We start from the raw sequence: 18,661 nt of genomic DNA, 5'->3' as shown, positions 1-18,661 counted from the left end.
TCATCGCAGCTTTGCAGAAGTTTTCATGGGCCTGTCGGACAGGTCTGCCACGACGGGCGTGACCCACGGCGACGGGTCGGCAAACAGCGCACTCCTGCGCATCCACAGGGCTTACGAAGTCGGTCGGCTGCTCTGCGATCATAGTGCCTTATCGGAGAACCGCGCTGAGCTCCGCGCAGTCACCGGTCCTGCAATACGGCCGGATCTATGATCAAAGCGCTGAGCAGGAGCCATTCGGGGTCTACGCCTGCCGCCCGGTATTTATTGTCACAAAAAGGGGAACAACGGCAGCTCGGCCGTGTTGGGCCAGTTAAGCAATATTGCAGGAGCACAACATGCATTTCGTCAAAGTGCTTTTGGCTGCGATCGCCATCGGTCTCATCAGCCCGGGGGCAATGGCTCAGACGGCGACCACGTCCCCGCAGGAATTTGTCAAAGCAGCTGCGAGTTCAGACATGTTCGAGATCCAGTCGAGTGAGTTGGCGCTGCGGAAATCGAAGACATCACGAGTGAAGGAATTCGCTCGCATGATGATCAAGGACCACACGAATTCTTCCAAGCGGCTCATTGCGGCGGCAAAGAAGGACGACGTCGCAGTGGCACCGGAGATGACAAGCAAGCATGCTGCCCAATTGGAAGCATTGAGCAACGACAGCAGCGGGGCGTTCGATAACGCCTACATCGACGCCCAGGTTGCAGCGCACCAGGAAGCCCTGACGCTGATGACCTCCTATGCGGAAAACGGTCAGGCAAAACATCTGGCGGCCCATGCGAAAAAGACCGCGCCGGTCATCCGGCAGCATTTCAAACATGCCCAGCAACTGAGCAAGAGCGGTTCTCAGGGCTGAGTGGATCTGGCCACGACGTTGGTTCTTCGCGGCGCTGTGGAGTCTGTGCCAACCCTCTGGCACTGCCTCCGCCCCCAGGGACGCTGCAACCTTCAAGCGGTCGTCGATGCAGGAACTCTAAAGGTGCGTCGCTCAGGTAGTCCGGCGTGCAAGCACCAGCGTCGTCGAATTTGCCAAACGAACAGGAGACCTGACATGCCAAAGCAAAACGAGACCTCGCATTCGAGACGAAGTGACTTCGCCAATGATGAACCCATTCGCCCGGAGGATGCCGCCGTGTTGGACAGCCCCGTGGGCCACGAAGACAGGCACGGCGCGGAGCCAGGTTTCGTGGGAGCCGACGATGTCGACCAGCCGATCGGCGCAAGGCCCCGCAGCGAAATTACCGGTCGTCATGATGAAGGGGCAGGCGCCAATGACACGATCGACGGCTTAAGCGAAACCGAGGAACTGACCCGCAGCTACGCCGAGGACATACCAACCGGTGACAATGATGAGGAGGAGGAAGACATCCCTGTCTTCGAAAGAGGCCGAAGCAACACCGAACTCTGAGCGCCCCGCACGGTGAGGAACATGACAATAAGCACATTCGGACTTCGGGTTGCGTCTTTGGGGCTCCGGGCTTTTTTGGGACTGGCGGCCTCGCTGACTTCGGGCGTCGAGGCATCTGCGCAGACAAGTCAGCCGGCTCAACAATCCGGCGACTCGTCGCATACAGCCAAGCAGGGTCGACTGCCGGCGCAAGGATCGTCGCCGACCGCCAAGGATGATGTCGGCGTTGACGTCTCGCTCGGCCGGCCGGAGGTGAAGCAACAGGTTGCAAGACATCTGGGAGTGGCTGAGACCGAGTTGCCACTGGCGGTGCACGTACCGATCGCGCTCGCTTCGCAAGTCTGCGGGCAAGAGGTATTTACCGCCCGCGCCAATGTAAACCGAAGCTGCACCGCGACGAAATTCATTCCGGAAATCGCCGAGGCGGCACGCAACCATCCACAAACCTCCGCGGTACCGGAGCGGTAGCACCGAAAATGTCCGAACCCGGCGCGACGGTCGTGCCATGCTTACCCGAGGGTAGCGCTCCAACCCGGGGTAAATCAGCCAGCCCCACCGCCGTCTGTTTTTGGCGGCATGCATGATGGCGTTCGCCGCCATCTCTTAACCAATGTGAATGCTGTTGCTCCGCAGCAACGCTACGAGATCCTGTCCGAAGCGGAGGCAGGCAGATGCCACTGGAATACCTGATCGATCAATATGTGAGCAGCCGCAAGCGGCGGGGTCTTTTGTCGACACGGCACGCTCTCGAGGCGTTGAAAGAGGCCGTTCCGGCGCTGTCGATCGGCGAAAGCCATCTTGTCAATATGATCGCCGAGCGAGCGCTCGCCTTTGGCCTCGCCATCCACTTCGATCATTCCGGCGAGAATGCCGGGTAAGACATCCACGAGCGTCTGCTGATGCTACAGGACGAGGAACTCGGTGTTCGCGTAGCTTCATTGCCTGGTGGGCGGATCTTTCCGAGGCTGCTCCCATCCGTGTTCTGGGCAAGTGGTTAAAGTCGCCGAAGCGATGCCACGGCGTGCACCGAGCCCACCCCGGCATTGGACAAGCTCCCCCCAGCTTTCGCCAGTTGGAGCTTTCGTCTACTCGCAGCAGCCCTAGCGAGGCTCGATCAGCCTCGGCGTTCGGCGGTCTCGGAAGTTTTGCTCCAGCGGGCGGTTCGGGCCGGCGAATTGAGGTTGAAAGGAGAAGATGATGACGGACAACAAAACCGAGCGTGATTTTCGCGACAGGAACCGGGTCTCGTCCAACGAACGCAACGAACTCTTCCATTTTGCCCAGCAGAACGGCATCCGCCTGAGCAGGTGATGGAGCTCATCAAAGCCGTCGGGAATGACCGCGCCTCGTTGCGGCTGCGAAGGAATTGAAATCAGTTTCCCGGGGCGGCTCGCTTACGGCATGAAGCCTCGCTGCCGAGGAGAACCTTGAGCCGTGGTGAGAATTTGAGTGTAGCATCATCCTGACGCACACGCGGAGCAGGTCGAGCGTGAAAGTGACAATTGTACCCCTGCCCAACATGCGGCAAGCGCTGGAGGTTCGAGGCTGCGCAGATCGGCTATCGTCACCCCGAACCATAATCCACTCCAACCCGAGTCCTGGACGCACGGCGTGGCACCGAGCCTACTTCCTGCCGTCGTTCAATAATAATCCCGCGCCGCAGTCAGCCAGCGAGATCACCGTCGTCTGCCGGACGCGTGTCGGCTTCCAAACTGACAACGCACCGCCTTTGTAGCGACGCTTTCCAGCCACGATCACCTGCGCAGCTTTGCCGCGCTCGCTGCGCACCAATAAATTCCATCTCCTTCCCTCACACTGATCTTGTTCAGGCGGTCGTTTTGCCGCTGCGGTAGGCGCTGTCCTTCCGCTTCGATCGCGGTAGCGCCCAGTATCAACGCTGCCAGATCAAACCGCACAATCAGCACCTCAAAGCTGATCAGCAGAAGCAGCAGTGAATCAGGACCTCGTCGATCAGGGTCAAAGGGCCAAGCACATATGTCTGGGCACGGTGACCGTGGCATAGCCGGCACTGCAATGACGGCGTCGGTGCCCGTCTTGTGGAGCCGGAAAGCCCAACTAAGAAAACAGTCGGCGGTGCCGATCTCGAAGAATTCTAGCCCGGCACGGTGAACAGGCTGGGGGCCGCATCGCGATCTAGGGTTCAGCACAACTCCGGCGGCATCGAGACGATCGACCTCAGCCCGGTCGGCGGCCCTCGGCCACGTCCATGACCAGCACGCGCAGCATGGTCAGCTGGCGCTTACCCTCCATGGCGCGCCCGTCGGCGACGGTCTGTCTCTTTCGGCTCAGGAAAACGTCGCAGAGCGGCCAATGTGCTTCAAGGCATTCGATGACGTCGTCGATCACCAGCCCTTCGGCTAGATGCGCCTTCTCATGGGTCCAATATCCGTCGGTGGCGAAGAGCTCGTCATCGGGCGAGCGGCAAACCGCGAGGATCGAAGCAGATGACATCCTCTTCCTCGATGTCATCGACCGCGCACGCTTCAATCCAGTCGGCCATCTCCGGCTCCCGCACCATCCGCTATGGCTATTCAGCCGCCGCCGACATATCGAGCTCGTGAAATTCACCGCGATAGGGCCGCGCCGTCGGCGGCAATTCGCGCTTGAGGAAATAATCCTCGTACCGCAGCTGCTTCAGCAGCACCGGCCAGACTTCGCGATAGGCATGCCACATGGACGGGTTCGCCGCCGGCAGGTCGTGCTTGATCAGCTCGTGCAGTCTTGGCAGCGCATGATAGGGCACCATCGGGAACATGTGGTGTTCGACGTGATAATTCATGTTCCAGTAGATGAAGCGGCTGACCGGGTTCATGTAGACGGTGCGCGTGTTCAGCCGGTGGTCGACGACATTGTCGGCCAGGCCGATATGCTGCAGCAACCCTGTCAGCACCATGTGCCAGCTGCCATAGAGGCGCGGCAGGCCGATCAGCACCAGCGGCAGCAGCGACCACGTGAACAACGCCAGCCCGACTGTCGCCGCATAGATGGCGACATGCCAGCGCGCAGCGATCACCGCCTTGTGCTGCTCCATCTCGGGGATATAGCTCTTCTCTTCATCGGACAGCTTGCCGAACGCCTGGCGCACCAGCGCCGGCAGCGAATAGCGGAAATCGAGAATACCGGTGAAGGCCAGCGCCGCCCGCAGCAGATCTGGGGGGCGCATGACGGCGATTTCGGCATCGCGGCCGACGATGATGGTATCGGTGTGATGGCGGGCATGGCTCCAGCGCCATTGCACGGGGTTGCGCATCAGCATGAAGCTTGAGATCTGGTAGACGACATCGTTCATCCAGCGCGTCCGGAACGCGGTGCCGTGGCCGCATTCGTGCCAGCGCGAGTCGCTCGACGAGCCGTAAAGCACGCCATAGACGAACAGGAACGGCACCACCCACCAAGTGCCCCAGAACCATACGATGCCGGCGGCCGACACCAGGATCGCCGCGACCCAGATGATCGTGTCGCGGATCGCCGGCCCGTCGGAGCGTTGCATCAACTCCTTGATCGCCCTGCGCGGGACATCGGTGTGATACCATTCGGCCGAAGCCAATCCGGTCTCGATGGCGCGCTTGGTGCTTTCACCGACCAGGCTGTAGTCGCGCTTCCTGCTTGCCGTCATCGTCATCTCCGTTTCCCGCCTGCGCTCCGCAAGGGCCGCCTGGGGTCGGCCGGGCCGCGCCTGCTTCCGTATTCCGGCGCACTTCCCGCCCGCCGCGGCAACCGATCGTGCGTTTCAAGCCGGTCACGCCTGCAGTCTCGCAAAAGCGCCCGACGGCGCAGGGTAATCCTGTTGCGGCTGCCGGGCGATCGACCCTATCCTCGCTTCCGCTTGGGCGATCTGACCGGCACCGTCGAGCACCCGGAACACGGCGTCATAGGAGCGGCTTTCGCCATGGTCCAGCCAGATCATCTCGCCCCGTTCGCGCGCGGCGAGATTGCCCAGAACATGATGCGTCGAGGGTTCGATTCCCAACGCATATAGGCCTGCCTGGAAGTTCTGCCACTGATAGGTGCAGGGCAGCTGATCCTTGCGGGTAACGACCTCGAAGCCGAGCCCCAGTTGGTCATTGACGACGGCCACCGGCACCTCGCCCGCCGCATCGGCGCCAAGCTCGTGCTCCCAGACCTGCTCGCTGAATCCCAGCTGCGGCGCCGGCACGGTTCGGTAGCCGACCTTCTGCGCCTCGTAACGATCGCCGGCGTGCGCCGCCCAGACGACATCCCGGATCGGCGCCAGGTAGCGCGAACCCTCGTCGAGCAAGGGATGGCTGACGTTGACGTGATAGAAATACATGTGCGGCGTGCGGCTGAAACCATGATTGACGACGCGGTCCGAAAGGCGGATCTCGCTGCCGCCGACATCGGCCTCGATGCGGCGCAGCAAATGGAGATCCTCGCCGAACACGGTTGCCTGCTGGACAATGCCTTCCGCCCACAGCACGCAGCGGTCGCCGTCCCAGGCCTCGCCGTAGCCGGTCAGCCGCGCCGGCACGGTGCCGATGCGGCCATGCAGCGAGTGCAATACCCGCTTGCGCCCCGGATAATTGTAGCTTTCGGCCGGCACGTCTTGCCGGCCCAGTATATGGTCGAGGCCGCAGGTGACGAGCAGCCCCGAGAACGACCGGCCAAAGGCGAAACCGTCCTCCCCTTCATGCTCGTGCAGTCCGGGCTGGCGAAAGCCGCTCGGCGAATGCCAGCCGATCGCCTGGCCCCGGAAGTCGCAATCGGCGATATCGAGCGCCCGGTCGACCAGCGCCGTGAAGCGCAGGCCGGAGCCGGTGCGGAACTCGAGCATCCGGATGCCGCGCTCCACGCCGTCGCCGAGCGTCATCAGCCGCACGCCGGCAAACTGCGACAGCATGCCGGACCGCTCGGCCACCTGCCTTCGCGACAGCGTCTTGCCGTAAAGCTCTACCATGCGACGTCCTTCACTTTGCCCTCGCCTCCTTGAGCAAGGCCGACATGTCGGCGCCGGTGATGATGCTTTCCACCGTCAACAGGTCGGTGTCGGCGACCGTCTGTTCCGCGACGATTTCGCCGCGGCGCATGACGATGATGCGGTCGGCGACCTGGAACACGTGGTGGATGTTGTGGGTGATGAGCAGCACCGAGTGGCCGGCGTCGCGCACCTCCTTGACGAAGCGCAGCACGCCGTGGGTTTCCTCGACGCCAAGATTGTTGGTCGGCTCGTCGAGTATGATCACCTTGGCGGCGAACTGCATGGCGCGCGAGATCGCGATCGATTGCCGCTCACCGCCCGAGAGCGTGCTCACCAGTGCATCGGCATCGAGCTTTTTCGAAATGCCGACCCGCTTCAGCAGCGCCGAGGCGGCGTTGCGAAGCTTGGCGAGATCGAGCGGCGCGAACACGCCTAGCCAACCGAAATTGACCGGCTCCCGGCCCAGGAAAAGATTGCGCGCGATGCTGAGGTCCGGCGCGAGCGATGTGTCCTGATGGATGGTCTCGATGCCGAGGTCCATCGCGTCGCGCGTCGAGCGGATCGATGCCTTCTCGCCGCGCACGAAGATGTCGCCGTGGTCGGCCGGGAAGACGCCGGAGATCGCTTTGATCAGCGTCGATTTCCCGGCGCCATTGTCGCCGAGCAGGGCAACCACCTCGCCTTCGTTGAGGGTGAACGAGGCGTTCTTCAGCGCACGCACGTTGCCGAAGGACTTTTGCAGGTCTTGCAGACGCAGCACTTCCATCGTCAGCTCCTTGCGGCGTTCTTCTGCAGCAAAGCGTGCAGGATGAGCATGGCGAGGATGATGACGCCGACGAAGATGTTGTATGCCAAGCCCGGCACGCCGATCAGCACGATGCCGTTGCGGATGACGCGCAGCATCAGCGCGCCGACGATGGTGCCGAGGATGGTGCCGCGCCCGCCGGTGAGCGCCGTGCCGCCGACCACCACCATGGCGATCACTTCGAGTTCGTAGCCGGTGCCGGCCACCGGCGAGGCGGCCGAAATCCGGAACGCGCTGATCATGCCGGCCAGCCCGGCCACCACCGAGGTCAGGATGAACAGCCAGATCTTCACCGCGTCGGCCGGCACGCCGCGCGCCACCGCTGCGTTGCGGTTGCTGCCGATGGCGCTGATCCAGTTGCCGAGCTTGGCGTAGCGCAGGATGTAAATCGCCAGCAGCGACAGGCCGATGAACCACCAGAGCGAGGTGTAGAACCGGAACGAGCCTACATTGAAGCTGCCGGCCAGCAGCGTGACGAAGAAGCCGGGCTGGTCCCACGACTTCAGGGGGAATCCCTGCGTGATGTAGAGCGCCGCGCCGCGCACGACGAGCAGCATCGACAGCGTGACCAGGAAGGAGGAAATGCCGATCTTGGTGACGATCAGCCCGTTGATGGCGCCGATCGCGATGCACAGCACAAGCCCGGCCAGGAGGGCGACGCCGATGTCGATACCGCCATTCTGCACCAGCAGCATCACCACGACGGGCGCAAGGCCGAACACGGCGCCGACCGACAGATCGAACTCGCCCGCCGTCAGCAGCAGCGTCATGCCGAGAGCGATGATGCCGAGCTCGGGCAGGAACGCCATCATGTTGGATATGTTGAGGGGCGACAGGAAGTTGCCGTCGGCGATGGCGAACACCACGAGCAGCACGATGAGGATGATGAGCGAGGAGAATTGCGGCGAACGCAGCAGCGCAGACCTGCCCTTCGCTCGCTGCGTGTCGTCGTCTGCTGTGATTGCCATATCTGTCAGGACCATGCGTTTCGTCCGGCGCCCGCCATTTCGCGGCGGGCGCCGATTGTCGTCACTTGTTGTAGAGTTTCAGGATCGGCTCGACGCTCGAGGCGTCGTAGAGGCTGAATGTGTGAATGTCGTAGCCGATCGGCTCGCCAGAGGCCGCAAGCCCGAGCAGCGCCACCGGCATGAAGCCCTGCGCCGACGGGTACTGCCAGGCCGCAGCATTGACGAAGCCGGACTTGACCGCCTCGGCCGTCTCCTTTGAGTTGCCCCAGCCGACGACCGGGACCTTGCCGGCCGACACACCGGCCCCGTCGAAGACGCGTTTGATGCTTGCTGCCACGGAATCGCCGAGTGCAATGATTGCCGGCGGATTGTTGGCGACCATGTAGTCGGTCATCTTGGCGATGATGCCGGCCGGGTCGGTGCCGCAATCGACCACGTCGTACTTGATGCCGAGCGGATCGAAGACGCTGGCGATGCCCCCGGTCTCGAGCTGCTGGTAGCTGGCGCCCGGCACTTCGACCGGCAGGAACACCTTGTCGCCCTGCTTCACCATCTTGTGGTCGACGAGATACTTGGCCCAGATGACGCCCGCTTCCCTGAGGTCGGCCCCGACATAGGCCTGCCGCCCGGTCGCCGGATCGTCGGTGTTGAAGAACACGATCGGTATGCCGGCGGCCTTGGCGGCCTTCACCTCCTCCGTCCACAGGCCGGGCTGAGCCGAGGTGGTGGCGATGCCGTCCGGCTTGGCGGCGAGCGCCGAGTTGAAAGCCTCCTTCTGCGCCGCCATGTCGCCGCCGCTGAACGAGATCTTGCAGGTCACCTTGAGCTGGTCGCAGGCCTTGGTCGCGCCGGCATTCCAGTCGATCCAGAACGCGTCCGAAGGGCCACCATGCGACAGCAGATAGAAGGTCTTCTGGCCGTCCTGCGCGAATGCCGGCAGGCTCAAGGAGACCCCGGCTACCAGCGTTGCCGCGGCAGCCACTTTCAACGCGAATTTCAACATTCATTCCTCCCTTGGTTGGAGTTGCGCCGCCATGCCCCGGCCGCGCAACCGGCGCTCACAGGCCGTTGGCGCGGAACTTCCCGTCGAGGAATTTCTTCGCCCGCGGCACGTCGTCCTCGGTCAGATGCTCGATGATGACGGGGATGTTCGGGTGCTTCTCACTGAGCCGCTGCAGATAGAGATCGTAATTCAGCGATCCCAGCCCGGGCGCCGGCAGCTCGATCTCGCCGACGCCGCGGAACGTGTGGCTCTCCATCGCATCCTCGTCGCCGATGTCGGCATGCTTTTCCGACTTGTCGCTGCCCGAACGCTTGACGTCCTTGGCATGCGCGATCTTGATCTTGTCGGTCAGCGTATCGAACACCTGGTTGAGGATCTGGTCCATTTTGTCGATATTGTGGGTCTCGAAATAGTTGGTCGGATCCATCAGCAGGCCGAGGCCCGGATGGTCGACCTGGGCGAACATCTTCACCGTCTCCTCGACCGAGCCCACGACGTTGTTGACGTAGGTCTCGAGGAGGAAGACCGCGCCGTGGTCGTAAGCCGTCTGGGCAAGGTCCGAGATCACCTTGCGGCATTCCTCGAAGCCTTCCTCGGTCTTGTTCCTGGGGTGATGCACCCAGTCGGATTCGGTGTTGTAGGTTCCGGTCTCCGAGATCACGTAGGGCGAGCCGAAGGCGCGCGCATTGCGGATGATTTCCTTGAGATAGCCGACGCGCTTGTCGCGCTCGGATTTGTCGGGATGAATGATGTTGGTGTAGCCCGAGATGCAGCAGACCGGCAGATTGTGGTCGCGAAACGTGTCGCGCACTGTCCTCGCCTTGTCCCCGGTGATCTGCCCGGCCGTGAGATCGACATCCCTGAAATGCAGGTCGAGCTGCACCGTGTTGAAACCGAGCCCGCGGATCTTCTTTGCCGTCTCTTCGAGGCCGTACGGGAAATAGCCCGTGAAAATACCTGCCTGCATCATGATGTGAATTCCTCCCTGTAAGCGATTCAGTTGGCTGATTTTATCGAGATTTCGGAAAGCTTGACGGTGCGGCCCTCGTCGATCGAGCGATAGCCGGCCTCGACCAGCGCCATCGTCTTGACGTTGTCGGCAACCGATAATGCCGGCGGCGCGCCTGTCTTTACCGCATGCTGCAATTGCTCCATCACGCCGATGAAGGCATGCGGGAACCACATCGTGTCCCAGCTCGGGCTGACCCACTTGCCATCCGTCGTCTCGGTCGAGGCATAGGTCAGCGTCGAGGCCACGCCTTTCGGCCAGCCGATCGTGCCTTTGGCGACACCGTTGGTGCCGTCGACGCGCCAGTTGATGTGCTGGTCGTCCAGATAGCCCTCCTGACGTGGGCCGGACCAGACATCCTCCAGCGACACGGCGAGCACGCCGGAGGGAAAGCGCAGCGTCGAGACGGTGATGCCGTCGGTATGTTCGAATGTCGTGCGCGGGTCCTTGCGTGTCAGCGTGGTGATTTCCGAGGGATCGCCGAACAGGAAGCGCAGCACGTCGAGATGATGCACGCTCATATTGGCGAGCGTCAGCCGGTCGTAGTCCTGAAGAAAAGTCTGCCAGTGCGGGATGGCATGCATGTCGATCTGCGCAAAGACGATGTCCCCGAGTGCGCCGCTGTCGATGATCTGCTTCAAGACGCGCATCGATTGGTCGTAGCGCATGTTCTGATTGACCGAGAGTATCTTGCCGGACTTGGCTGCCTCGTCGCGCAGCTTCACGGCTTCATCGACCGACAGCGCCAGTGGCTTCTGCGCCAGGATCGCCTTGATGTGGGGCTGCTTCAGCGCATGGCGGATCAGCGCCGGCTGCAGATCGGGTGGAAAGGCAAGGTCGACGATCTCGATCTCGGGATTCTCGATCAGTTGTTCCGGCGTGTCGTGGACGGTCGGGATGTCCCAACGCGCGGCGACCTTCTGCGCATTGGAACGGGTCCGCGAGGCGATCGCCACCACGTTGAACCCCGCTTCGCGATAGGCTGCCAGATGGCACTCGGCCATGATCATGCCGGCGCCGATGCAGCCGATACGGTATTCTTTCGTGCGGACCTTCACGTCCGGCTCGAAGCCTTCGCTCGCCATGTCTTCCTCCCGCAATTCTGTTTTCGCAGCCGCGATCATCTCGCCAACGCGCCTCCGTCCTGCCCGAAATAATGCACCCGGGCCGGCTCGCAGGAAATCGCTACCACCGCATCCGGCCTGATGTCGGGCTGGCCGCGCAGCAGCGCCTTCAGCCGCGCCTCTCCGGCGGCGAGCGTTACCACCGTGTAGCCGCCAAGCGGCTCGACCTCGAACACGCGCGCCGGGCGGCCAGCGCCCCCTTCGACCCAGGGCCGGACCTGGATGTCCTCCGGCCTCAGCCCGATTTCGATCGCGTCGGCCGGAGCAGCGCGATCGGCGATGCTGACCGTGCCTTCTGCGGCCTCGATGCCACCGTCGCCGCGAACGGATTTGAGGATGTTCATCATCGGCGAACCAAGCAGTCGCGCCACATAGGTGTTCGCCGGGCGGTCGTAGATCTCGGACGGGGCGCCGATCTGCCGGATCCTGCCATTCTCCAGAATGGCGATGCGGTCGGCGATCGACATCGCCTCTTCCTGGTCATGGGTGACGTAGATCAGCGTCTTGCCGAGTTCGCGCTGGATGCGCTTGAGCTCGACGCGCGTTTCCTCGCGCAGCCGCGCATCGAGCGCAGAGATCGGGTCGTCCATCAGATAGGCGTTCGGGTCGCGCACCAGGGCGCGGGCTATGGCCACGCGCTGCCGCTCGCCACCGGAAAGCTGCGCCGGCGGCTTGTGAAGGATGTGGCCGATATGCAGCTTGGCGGCGACGTCGGCGACACGCTTTTCGATCTGGGCCTCGGCGACCTTGCGCTCGACCAGCGGGAAACGCACATTGTCGCGCGCGCTCATATGGGGGAACAGCGCCAGGTTCTGGAACACCATGGCGACATTGCGCTCGGCCGGCGAGACGGTGTTGACCGGTTTGCCGCCGATCAGGATCTCTCCGGCGTCAGGCGTCTCCAGACCGAGCACGAGGCGCAGGATTGTCGATTTGCCCGACAGCGGCGGCCCGAAGAAGCAGAAGAATTCGTTGTCATTGACGGTGAACGAGGCGTCGTCGACGGCGAGCGTCGTGCCGTAACGCTTGCTGACATTGCGAAAGACGATACCGGCCATGTCAACCTGCCTTCATCGCAATGCCGCTGCGGGCATCGAAGACACGCACGGACGATGCCACGGGGGCGACGACGGCAAGCTCGCCGATCGAAAGTCCGACAGCATTGTCGAACACCGCCTTCACGGCGGTCTCGCCATCGCCGAGATGGACGATGGTCCTGGCGCCGATCCGCTCGACGAAGCTCACCGGCATGGCGAGGCCCTGCCCGCTCGGCACCAGCGACACCTGTTCGGGCCGGAAGCCGTAAAGCACCTCAGAGCGCGATCCGCGCAAGGTGGCGGCCAGCGCATCCGGCAGCGTCGGCGTGACCCCCAGCGACCCGAGATCGACCACCAGGCCCCGGTCGCTCTCCGCCGGCCTTCCCTTCAGCAGGTTCATGCCCGGAGCGCCGATGAAGCGGGCGACGAAGACATTGGCCGGATTGTTGTAGACTTCCAGCGGCGTTCCCACCTGCTGCAGCACGCCGTGATCCATGACGGCAATGCGGTCGGCCATGGTCATGGCCTCGAGCTGGTCATGGGTGACGTAGACCATCGTCTGCCTGAACTGGCGCTGCAGCTGCTTGAGCTCGGTCCGCATTACCGCCCGGAAGGCGGCGTCGACATTGGACAGCGGCTCGTCGAGCAGGAAGATGGCCGGCTCCATGATCGCCGAGCGTCCGATTGCCACCCGCTGCAGGATGTTGACCGAGAGCCGGTCGGCCTTGCGGTCGAGCAGCGGCGTCAACTGCAGCAGCTCGGCGATGGCGCCGACGCGGCGGTCGATCTCGGCTGTCGCCGCACCGCGCATCCGCGGCCCGTAGGCAAGGTTCTGGCGCACCGTCATGTGGGTGAAGATGGCGTAGTTCTGGAAAACGAAGCCGACGCCGCGCCGGCCCATCGGCACGCCGGCCATGTCGCGCTCGCCGAACAGGATCTTGCCGCTGGTCGGCTCCTCCATGCCGGCGATCATGTTCATCGTCGTCGACTTGCCGCATCCCGAAGGCCCGAGCAGCGCCATGAACTCGCCATCGGCGATGTCGAGGTCCATGGTCTTCAGCGCCGTGAACTCGCCAAAGGTCTTGACCAGGTTGCGCAGCTGGATCGCACTCATGCCGGCACCAGCCTTGCGCGCGCCATGCGCTTAATGGCGAATACGGCAACGATCGAAAGCACGACCAGGATGGCCAGCGCGATCGCCGCCACATAGCCCCAGATCAGGTCCTGCGTCGTGACCTTGTAGATGTAGACGGAGATCGTCTCCGTGGCGACCCCGGGGCCGCCGCCGGTCATGATGTAGAGCGTGTCGAAGATCTTGAAGTTCTCGATGACGCGGATCGCCAGCGCGATGATGATGATCGTCTTCATCTTCGGCAGCACGATGGTGACGAAGCGCTGCCACGGGTTGGCGCCGAGCAGGGTCGCCGCCTTGATCTGGTCCTGCGGCACGCCGACCAGGCCGGCAAGCAGGATCAGGAACATCAGCGGCGTCCACTGCCAGATATCGGCGATGATCACCGCGATCAGCGCCAGTGTGGGGTCAGACAGCCAGGCGATGGTGACGCGGGAACCGCTGAGTGCCGACAGGATGTCGTTCAGCGGCCCGCCCGACTGGAACAGCATGAAGAACATGTAGCCGGCCACCGCCGGAACCACCATCATCGGCATCAGCAGGATCGAATAGAAGATCCGCTTGCCCGGAAAATCGTCCGCGAACAGCGTCGCCAATGCCAGGCCAAGCAGGAATTCGACGGGCACGCACACGACCATGACGATGGCCGTGCGCCTCAGCGCGCTCCAGAAGCGCGCATCGGCGGCAAGGTCGGTGTAGTTGGCGAAGCTGTTCCACATCTCCCATGCGTTCCACCAGCCGAGGCCGGAGAGCGGCGACCAGTCGGTGACGCTGATGTAGAGCTGCATCAGCAGCGGGAAGACGGAGATGAAGAGCACCAAAACCTGCGCCGGCAGCGTCAGCCGGAATCCCAGCCGCGCTCCCTCGTCCCGCAGCGCGGGCTTGCCAAGCGCGGCCTTTGCGTCCTTCGAGACAGTCACGGTCACCGCGCTCATTGCTTGAGCGCGCCGAACGTCAGTCCGCGCACCAGATGGCGCTGGATGGCGATGCCCATGATGACCGGCGGCACCGCGGCGATTAGACCGAGCGCGGCCTTGGCGCCATAGAGCTGCCCGGTCATCGAGGAGGACAGCGAGGCCATGTAGACGGGGATCGTCACCCATTCACGCGTCGTCAGCAGCAGCGCGATCAGATAGTCCGACCAGTTGAGGATGAAGACGAAGAGGGCGGCGCTGGCCAGCGGTGCGCGCATCATCGGCAGCGTGATGCGCGTGAAGACGCGCAGCCGCGAACAACCTTCGACAAGCGCCGCTTCCTCGATCTCGCGCGGCATGTCGTCGAAGAAGGTCTTCATGAGCCAGAAAGCGAATGGCAGGGTGACGATGCCGTAGATCAAGGCCAGGCCAAACCAGCTGTCGGTGAAGTTCAGGAAGGCCCACATGATCATGACCGGGATCATCACCGCCATTGGCGGAAACAGCCTGAGCTGGATCAGCGCCAGCGGCAGGTTCTGGCCGGAGCCGAAACGCGACAGCCCGTAGGCCGCAGCCGTGCCCGCCGACATTGCGATCGCCGTGCCGAACACCGAAGACAGCAGCGACGACAGGATCGGCTTCAGCGCGGTGCGGTCGAGCGCCACGATCAGATTGTTGTTGGACTCGCCGAAGACGAACTGGAAATTGCCCAGCGTCGGGTTCTTCGGCCACCATGTCAGGTCGGCGCCGGTCGCCGACCATTCGGCGATCGGCTTGAAGGCCATCGACACCATCCAAAGGATCGGCACCAGCGTCACGGCCATCGCCGCGAAGATCGCGGCGTAGCGGAATATCTCGAAGGGGACGGAACGCTTCATCTGGCTGCTTTGCTGGTGGCGTTGACTGCGGCGGGAGGAACAGATGCTCCTCCCCTCCAGCGCTGATCCAGGGAGACGGATCAGCTGATTGGATCGAGAACAGTCGGCCAGGCCTCCTTGTTTGTCCTTATGGCTTCAAGCAATTTGTCCTCGCCGATGCGGCGGGCGATCTTCTTCCACTCCGCTTCCGTGTCGGCCATCGCCTGTTCCGCTGTCTTGGCCTTGGTCAGCGACGCCATCAGGTTTTCGTCCAATGCGTTGTGGAAGGCGGTGGCGCCGGGATAGTTGATCGTCGGCACCGTGCGGGCGACGGTCTCGCGCACCACGTCGATGTGGTAGGCGTGGTAGGTCTGGCGCACCAGCGGATCGGAGAAATCCGAGAGCCGGAACGGATCGAGATAGCCGCCCGGATTGGCGCTCATCCAGGCATAGATGCGGGCGGAGCCCAGCCACTGCAGCAAAAGGTAGGCGACCTCCTGGTTTTTCGACTGAGACGAGACCATGCCGGTCAGCGAGAACCACAGCACGGAACGGCTGATGAGCTTGCCGTCGACTTCGCGGCCGGGCGGCAGCATCGAGCCGATCTTGCCGGTGACGGCTGAATCCTTGTTGCCGGCATTGTCGAGGAATTTCGGCAGGTTCGAGAAGGCGCAGGTCATCGCCGCGCCGCCCTTGGCGAAATTTCCATACTGCTCCGGCCAGCCCCAGGAGATCGCGTCCGGCGAGTGATGAACGAGCGAGCCGACATATTCGTTGGTGGCGGCAATGCCGTGCTCGGAATTGATCAGCGGCTTGCCGTCGTCGCCGAACAGGAACTGGTTGGGCGATGCCATCGAGACATAGCGCTGATACCAGTTGGTGTAGCCCCAGCCCTGGTTGCGCAGGTCGGTGGAGCCGAACAGGCCCTTGTCGGGGCGCTGGAAGAAGCCCGCGATGTCACTGTGCTGCTTCCAGGTCTTCGGCGGCGCCAGATCGTAGCCGAATTTGTCCTTGAACGCCTTCTGCTCGGCGGCGTCGCCGAACAGGTCGCTGCGGTAGACCCAGGTCTGGAAGTCGCCGTCCAGCGACACGCCATAGTTGGACCCGCGATATTTGTTGAGCAGCGACACGCCCTTGGCGCCGTCGACATAGCCGGTCTTGGGATCGTCCCATTCGGGCTTGTACTGGGCGACGAAGTCGTCGAGCTTGGCGATGCCGCCGGTCTCGGCGAGGTCGCCGAGCCGGTTCCATTCCGTCGAGTAGATGTCATAGGCCCCACCCTTGGTGGAGATGTCCTGCATCGTCTTGGTGAATTCCTGGCCGTTCGGCAGGCCGACGATCTCGATCTGGATGCCGGTTTCCTTTTCCCACAGCTCCTTGATCGACGGCGCACCCGCAGGGAAAGGCTGTGTGAGTTGGCCAATCGAGCCATCCGACAGGCCAAGCACGATCTTGGCCGGTGCCTTGCCAGCTCCCTTCAAGGCCTTGGCCGCCTCAACGGCACGGGCTTCCGGCGTGTCGGCGCCATATTGATAGCGCTCGGCGCCCTCGAAACCGGTGGGACCGCCGACCATGCCTGGCGCCAGCGCGTCGGCCGCAACGGCACGGCCGGGACGGATGAATTGCGGTGCGATACCGGCCGCAGCCACGAACGCCGCCGCCTTCCCTCCGGACGCCAACAAGCCGCGTCGCGATATGCGGATCAAATCAGACATTGGAATTCCTCCCTCAGGGCCGATGTTTCCTCCACGAGCCCGTTGAGGGATATTGACGGCAGCACCGGAAGGCTGTCAACATCATAAATACTCAAAATACATCGTAACACCGCAACCGCGGAGAAAATACGGCATGCAAAGGTCGACACACGGGCTCAATGCCTCGATTTGATGGGAAATCTGCCTTTCTGGCACGCGACTATCACGCCGGGCGACGCGATTTAGCCCAACCTCCTTGCGCATCGGCTAAGGCTCGATACATCATTTCCCATCAGAATCGCTGATGGCTGGCAGCTGTGGCCGTCGGACGGGCTAGCGGCATTGTGCGATCTGATGCATTGAGGAGATGAAGACGGTGCGTTCCACCTTGACTGACATAGCCCGGGAAGCCGGCGTTTCCGCCGCCACCGTCGACCGCGTGCTGAACAACAGGCCCGGTGTGCGGGCGCGCACGCGTGAGATCGTGCTCGAAATGGCGCAGCGCCTCGGCTACATCGCGGAAGGCCCGAACGGAGCGCCGCCCAGGCCCTCACCTGGAGAGGTCATCCGTCTCGACTTCGCTCTGCCGGCCGGCACCAATTCCTTCATCAAGATGCTGCATCGACACATCGAGGCGCAGGCCCTAGCGCGCCCCGATCTCGACGTCCACATCGCCACCATAGAGGGCTTCAACCCCGACCGGCTCGCCCGCCTGCTGCAAGAATTGCGTGGACAGACACAAGGCGTCGGCGTGATCGCGCTCGATCATCCAACGGTGCGCGAGGCGATCCGCTCGCTGTCAGCCAATGACGTCAAGGTGGTGACCATCGCCTCCGACATCCTGCATGTTCCGAGAGTGGCCTATATCGGCATCGACAACCGCGCCGCGGGGCGGCTGGCCGGCTATCTGCTCAACCGCTTCATGGCATCGGAACGCCCAAGCAAGGTGGCGCTGTTCGCCGGTTCGCTGTCCTATCGCGGCCATGAGGAACGCGAGATGGGATTCCGGCACATCTTGACCGAGGAGTCGCCCAATCTCAAGATCGTCGAGATGCGCGAAATGCTGGATGACCGAGAGAAGGCTTATTCAGAAGCATCAGCGCTTCTGGACCGGCACCCCGATCTTGCCGCGATCTACAATGTCGGCGCCGGCAACACCGGCATCGCTCGGGCGCTCAAGGAGCGTGGACGCGCCAAAGACATTCTCTTTCTCGGCCACGAGGTGACAGACGGCACCAAGGAACTTTTGTTGGATGGGACGCTCGATGCGGTCATAGATCAAAATCCGCGCGTTGAGGCGCGGGAAGCGCTCAACATTTTAAGCCACTCTGTCAGGCACCTGAACTATGAACCGCACCAACCACGACTTCAGGTGATCTTCAAAGAGAATATACCTGAAATCTGATCAATGGATCCGTGATCTTATCGCAAAGCACAGCGTTGGCGTCGCCACCGGTCCCAAATACGAACGAGAGCCCGAATGATCTCGTCAAAGCCGCCGATCTGGCACTATTCCGTGCGAAGTCGGAGGGCCGAGATCGGGTCGTGGTTGATGGTGCATGAGAAGGCCGTCGCCCGTTGCAACTCGGTCAGCCTTTCCGAACCTAAAAAGACAAGTCCACTCATAGCACCGAAGTCGCGAACGATTGGGGCGAAGAGGGTTCTGGATGCCGGCACGAAGCCGACGAATGGCATATGCCCGACCGTCCGCGACGATCACCTGAGGCATCGCCCCGGCCCCAGGCGCACGAGCAGATATGT

The 18,661-nt window shown here is 62.7% G+C and carries 18 protein-coding genes and 1 pseudogene; 5 read left to right on the top strand and 14 right to left on the bottom strand.

Annotation, left to right across the window (positions count from 1 at the left end; all coding sequences use genetic code 11):
• Window positions 1–335 precede the first annotated feature (335 nt).
• The 4 genes from ACYG97_RS06735 (at window position 336) to ACYG97_RS06720 (ending at window position 2,278) form a co-directional block, all read left to right on the top strand.
• Window positions 336–848: a DUF4142 domain-containing protein gene (locus tag ACYG97_RS06735; protein ID WP_023734072.1), complete on the top strand. Its 513-nt coding sequence runs from the start codon at window positions 336–338 to the stop codon at window positions 846–848.
• Between the two features lie 195 nt (window positions 849–1,043).
• The gene (locus tag ACYG97_RS06730; RefSeq protein ID WP_023734073.1) at window positions 1,044–1,400 is read left to right on the top strand and encodes a hypothetical protein; all 357 of its coding nucleotides are present in this window, start codon (window positions 1,044–1,046) and stop codon (window positions 1,398–1,400) included.
• A 75-nt stretch (window positions 1,401–1,475) separates the two neighbouring features.
• Window positions 1,476–1,868 carry a hypothetical protein gene (locus tag ACYG97_RS06725; protein ID WP_023734074.1) on the top strand — a complete coding sequence of 131 codons (393 nt, stop codon included), beginning with the start codon at window positions 1,476–1,478 and terminating at the stop codon, window positions 1,866–1,868.
• Window positions 1,869–2,071: 203 nt separating this feature from the next.
• Window positions 2,072–2,278, top strand: coding sequence for a hypothetical protein (locus ACYG97_RS06720; protein WP_023734075.1), 207 nt, complete (start codon window positions 2,072–2,074; stop codon window positions 2,276–2,278).
• Window positions 2,279–3,023: 745 nt separating this feature from the next.
• On the opposite strand, the gene ACYG97_RS06715 is transcribed toward ACYG97_RS06720, so the two are convergent.
• The 14 genes and pseudogenes from ACYG97_RS06715 to ACYG97_RS06650 all read right to left on the bottom strand — a co-directional run bounded on the left by ACYG97_RS06715 (window position 3,024) and on the right by ACYG97_RS06650 (window position 16,921).
• Window positions 3,024–3,191 carry a hypothetical protein gene (locus ACYG97_RS06715; RefSeq protein WP_156935602.1) on the bottom strand — a complete coding sequence of 56 codons (168 nt, stop codon included), beginning with the start codon at window positions 3,189–3,191 and terminating at the stop codon, window positions 3,024–3,026.
• A gap of 552 nt (window positions 3,192–3,743) precedes the next feature.
• Window positions 3,744–3,921 (bottom strand): annotated as a pseudogene (locus ACYG97_RS06710) (Rieske 2Fe-2S domain-containing protein); the annotation flags it as partial.
• A 27-nt stretch (window positions 3,922–3,948) separates the two neighbouring features.
• Window positions 3,949–5,043: a fatty acid desaturase family protein gene (locus ACYG97_RS06705; RefSeq protein ID WP_460221567.1), complete on the bottom strand. Its 1,095-nt coding sequence runs from the start codon at window positions 5,041–5,043 to the stop codon at window positions 3,949–3,951.
• A 117-nt stretch (window positions 5,044–5,160) separates the two neighbouring features.
• A complete protein-coding gene (locus ACYG97_RS06700) occupies window positions 5,161–6,336 on the bottom strand; it encodes an aldose 1-epimerase family protein (RefSeq protein WP_023697391.1) in 1,176 nt (391 codons plus the stop codon).
• A gap of 10 nt (window positions 6,337–6,346) precedes the next feature.
• Window positions 6,347–7,129: an ATP-binding cassette domain-containing protein gene (locus ACYG97_RS06695; RefSeq protein ID WP_023693351.1), complete on the bottom strand. Its 783-nt coding sequence runs from the start codon at window positions 7,127–7,129 to the stop codon at window positions 6,347–6,349.
• Window positions 7,126–8,130: an ABC transporter permease gene (locus tag ACYG97_RS06690; protein WP_050590412.1), complete on the bottom strand. Its 1,005-nt coding sequence runs from the start codon at window positions 8,128–8,130 to the stop codon at window positions 7,126–7,128. Before ACYG97_RS06690 ends, ACYG97_RS06695 begins: the two co-directional genes overlap by 4 nt.
• A gap of 61 nt (window positions 8,131–8,191) precedes the next feature.
• Entirely contained in the window at window positions 8,192–9,133 is a 942-nt protein-coding gene (locus tag ACYG97_RS06685; protein WP_023734079.1) for a sugar ABC transporter substrate-binding protein, read from the bottom strand.
• Window positions 9,134–9,188: 55 nt separating this feature from the next.
• A complete protein-coding gene (locus ACYG97_RS06680) occupies window positions 9,189–10,103 on the bottom strand; it encodes a sugar phosphate isomerase/epimerase family protein (protein WP_460221566.1) in 915 nt (304 codons plus the stop codon).
• Between the two features lie 26 nt (window positions 10,104–10,129).
• The gene (locus tag ACYG97_RS06675; RefSeq protein WP_460221565.1) at window positions 10,130–11,227 is read right to left on the bottom strand and encodes a Gfo/Idh/MocA family protein; all 1,098 of its coding nucleotides are present in this window, start codon (window positions 11,225–11,227) and stop codon (window positions 10,130–10,132) included.
• A gap of 35 nt (window positions 11,228–11,262) precedes the next feature.
• On the bottom strand, window positions 11,263–12,324 hold the full coding sequence (locus ACYG97_RS06670; RefSeq protein WP_023734080.1) for an ABC transporter ATP-binding protein: 1,062 nt from the start codon (window positions 12,322–12,324) through the stop codon (window positions 11,263–11,265).
• 1 nt (window position 12,325) lies between these two features.
• On the bottom strand, window positions 12,326–13,417 hold the full coding sequence (locus ACYG97_RS06665; protein WP_023693347.1) for an ABC transporter ATP-binding protein: 1,092 nt from the start codon (window positions 13,415–13,417) through the stop codon (window positions 12,326–12,328).
• Window positions 13,414–14,370, bottom strand: a complete 957-nt coding sequence (locus ACYG97_RS06660) for a carbohydrate ABC transporter permease (protein ID WP_023734081.1) — start codon at window positions 14,368–14,370, stop codon at window positions 13,414–13,416. Before ACYG97_RS06660 ends, ACYG97_RS06665 begins: the two co-directional genes overlap by 4 nt.
• Window positions 14,367–15,227: a carbohydrate ABC transporter permease gene (locus tag ACYG97_RS06655; protein ID WP_023669474.1), complete on the bottom strand. Its 861-nt coding sequence runs from the start codon at window positions 15,225–15,227 to the stop codon at window positions 14,367–14,369. Before ACYG97_RS06655 ends, ACYG97_RS06660 begins: the two co-directional genes overlap by 4 nt.
• Before the next feature lie 80 nt (window positions 15,228–15,307).
• Complete coding sequence (locus ACYG97_RS06650) at window positions 15,308–16,921, bottom strand: extracellular solute-binding protein (protein WP_023734082.1); 1,614 nt, start codon at window positions 16,919–16,921, stop codon at window positions 15,308–15,310.
• Between the two features lie 355 nt (window positions 16,922–17,276).
• On the opposite strand from ACYG97_RS06650, the gene ACYG97_RS06645 reads away from it, so the two are divergent.
• The gene (locus ACYG97_RS06645; protein ID WP_023734083.1) at window positions 17,277–18,305 is read left to right on the top strand and encodes a LacI family DNA-binding transcriptional regulator; all 1,029 of its coding nucleotides are present in this window, start codon (window positions 17,277–17,279) and stop codon (window positions 18,303–18,305) included.
• The last annotated feature ends 356 nt before the right edge of the window (window positions 18,306–18,661 follow it).

Source organism: Mesorhizobium sp. W067 (assembly GCF_054719525.1).
Note: the sequence above shows the minus strand (reverse complement) of the source record. Positions and strands in the feature narration are given on the sequence as shown.

Bases quoted from the DNA above. Each gene is read 5' to 3' on its own strand.
- ACYG97_RS06670 (WP_023734080.1), bottom strand. From the start codon at position 12,324: ATGGCCGGTATCGTCTTTCGCAATGTCAGCAAGCGTTACGGCACGACG.
- ACYG97_RS06655 (WP_023669474.1), bottom strand. From the start codon at position 15,227: ATGAAGCGTTCCGTCCCCTTCGAGATATTCCGCTACGCCGCGATCTTC.
- ACYG97_RS06735 (WP_023734072.1), top strand. From the start codon at position 336: ATGCATTTCGTCAAAGTGCTTTTGGCTGCGATCGCCATCGGTCTCATC.
- ACYG97_RS06730 (WP_023734073.1), top strand. From the start codon at position 1,044: ATGCCAAAGCAAAACGAGACCTCGCATTCGAGACGAAGTGACTTCGCC.
- ACYG97_RS06665 (WP_023693347.1), bottom strand. From the start codon at position 13,417: ATGAGTGCGATCCAGCTGCGCAACCTGGTCAAGACCTTTGGCGAGTTC.
- ACYG97_RS06720 (WP_023734075.1), top strand. From the start codon at position 2,072: ATGCCACTGGAATACCTGATCGATCAATATGTGAGCAGCCGCAAGCGG.
- ACYG97_RS06685 (WP_023734079.1), bottom strand. From the start codon at position 9,133: ATGTTGAAATTCGCGTTGAAAGTGGCTGCCGCGGCAACGCTGGTAGCC.
- ACYG97_RS06660 (WP_023734081.1), bottom strand. From the start codon at position 14,370: ATGAGCGCGGTGACCGTGACTGTCTCGAAGGACGCAAAGGCCGCGCTT.
- ACYG97_RS06675 (WP_460221565.1), bottom strand. From the start codon at position 11,227: ATGGCGAGCGAAGGCTTCGAGCCGGACGTGAAGGTCCGCACGAAAGAA.
- ACYG97_RS06680 (WP_460221566.1), bottom strand. From the start codon at position 10,103: ATGATGCAGGCAGGTATTTTCACGGGCTATTTCCCGTACGGCCTCGAA.
- ACYG97_RS06705 (WP_460221567.1), bottom strand. From the start codon at position 5,043: ATGACGATGACGGCAAGCAGGAAGCGCGACTACAGCCTGGTCGGTGAA.
- ACYG97_RS06690 (WP_050590412.1), bottom strand. From the start codon at position 8,130: ATGGCAATCACAGCAGACGACGACACGCAGCGAGCGAAGGGCAGGTCT.
- ACYG97_RS06650 (WP_023734082.1), bottom strand. From the start codon at position 16,921: ATGTCTGATTTGATCCGCATATCGCGACGCGGCTTGTTGGCGTCCGGA.
- ACYG97_RS06700 (WP_023697391.1), bottom strand. From the start codon at position 6,336: ATGGTAGAGCTTTACGGCAAGACGCTGTCGCGAAGGCAGGTGGCCGAG.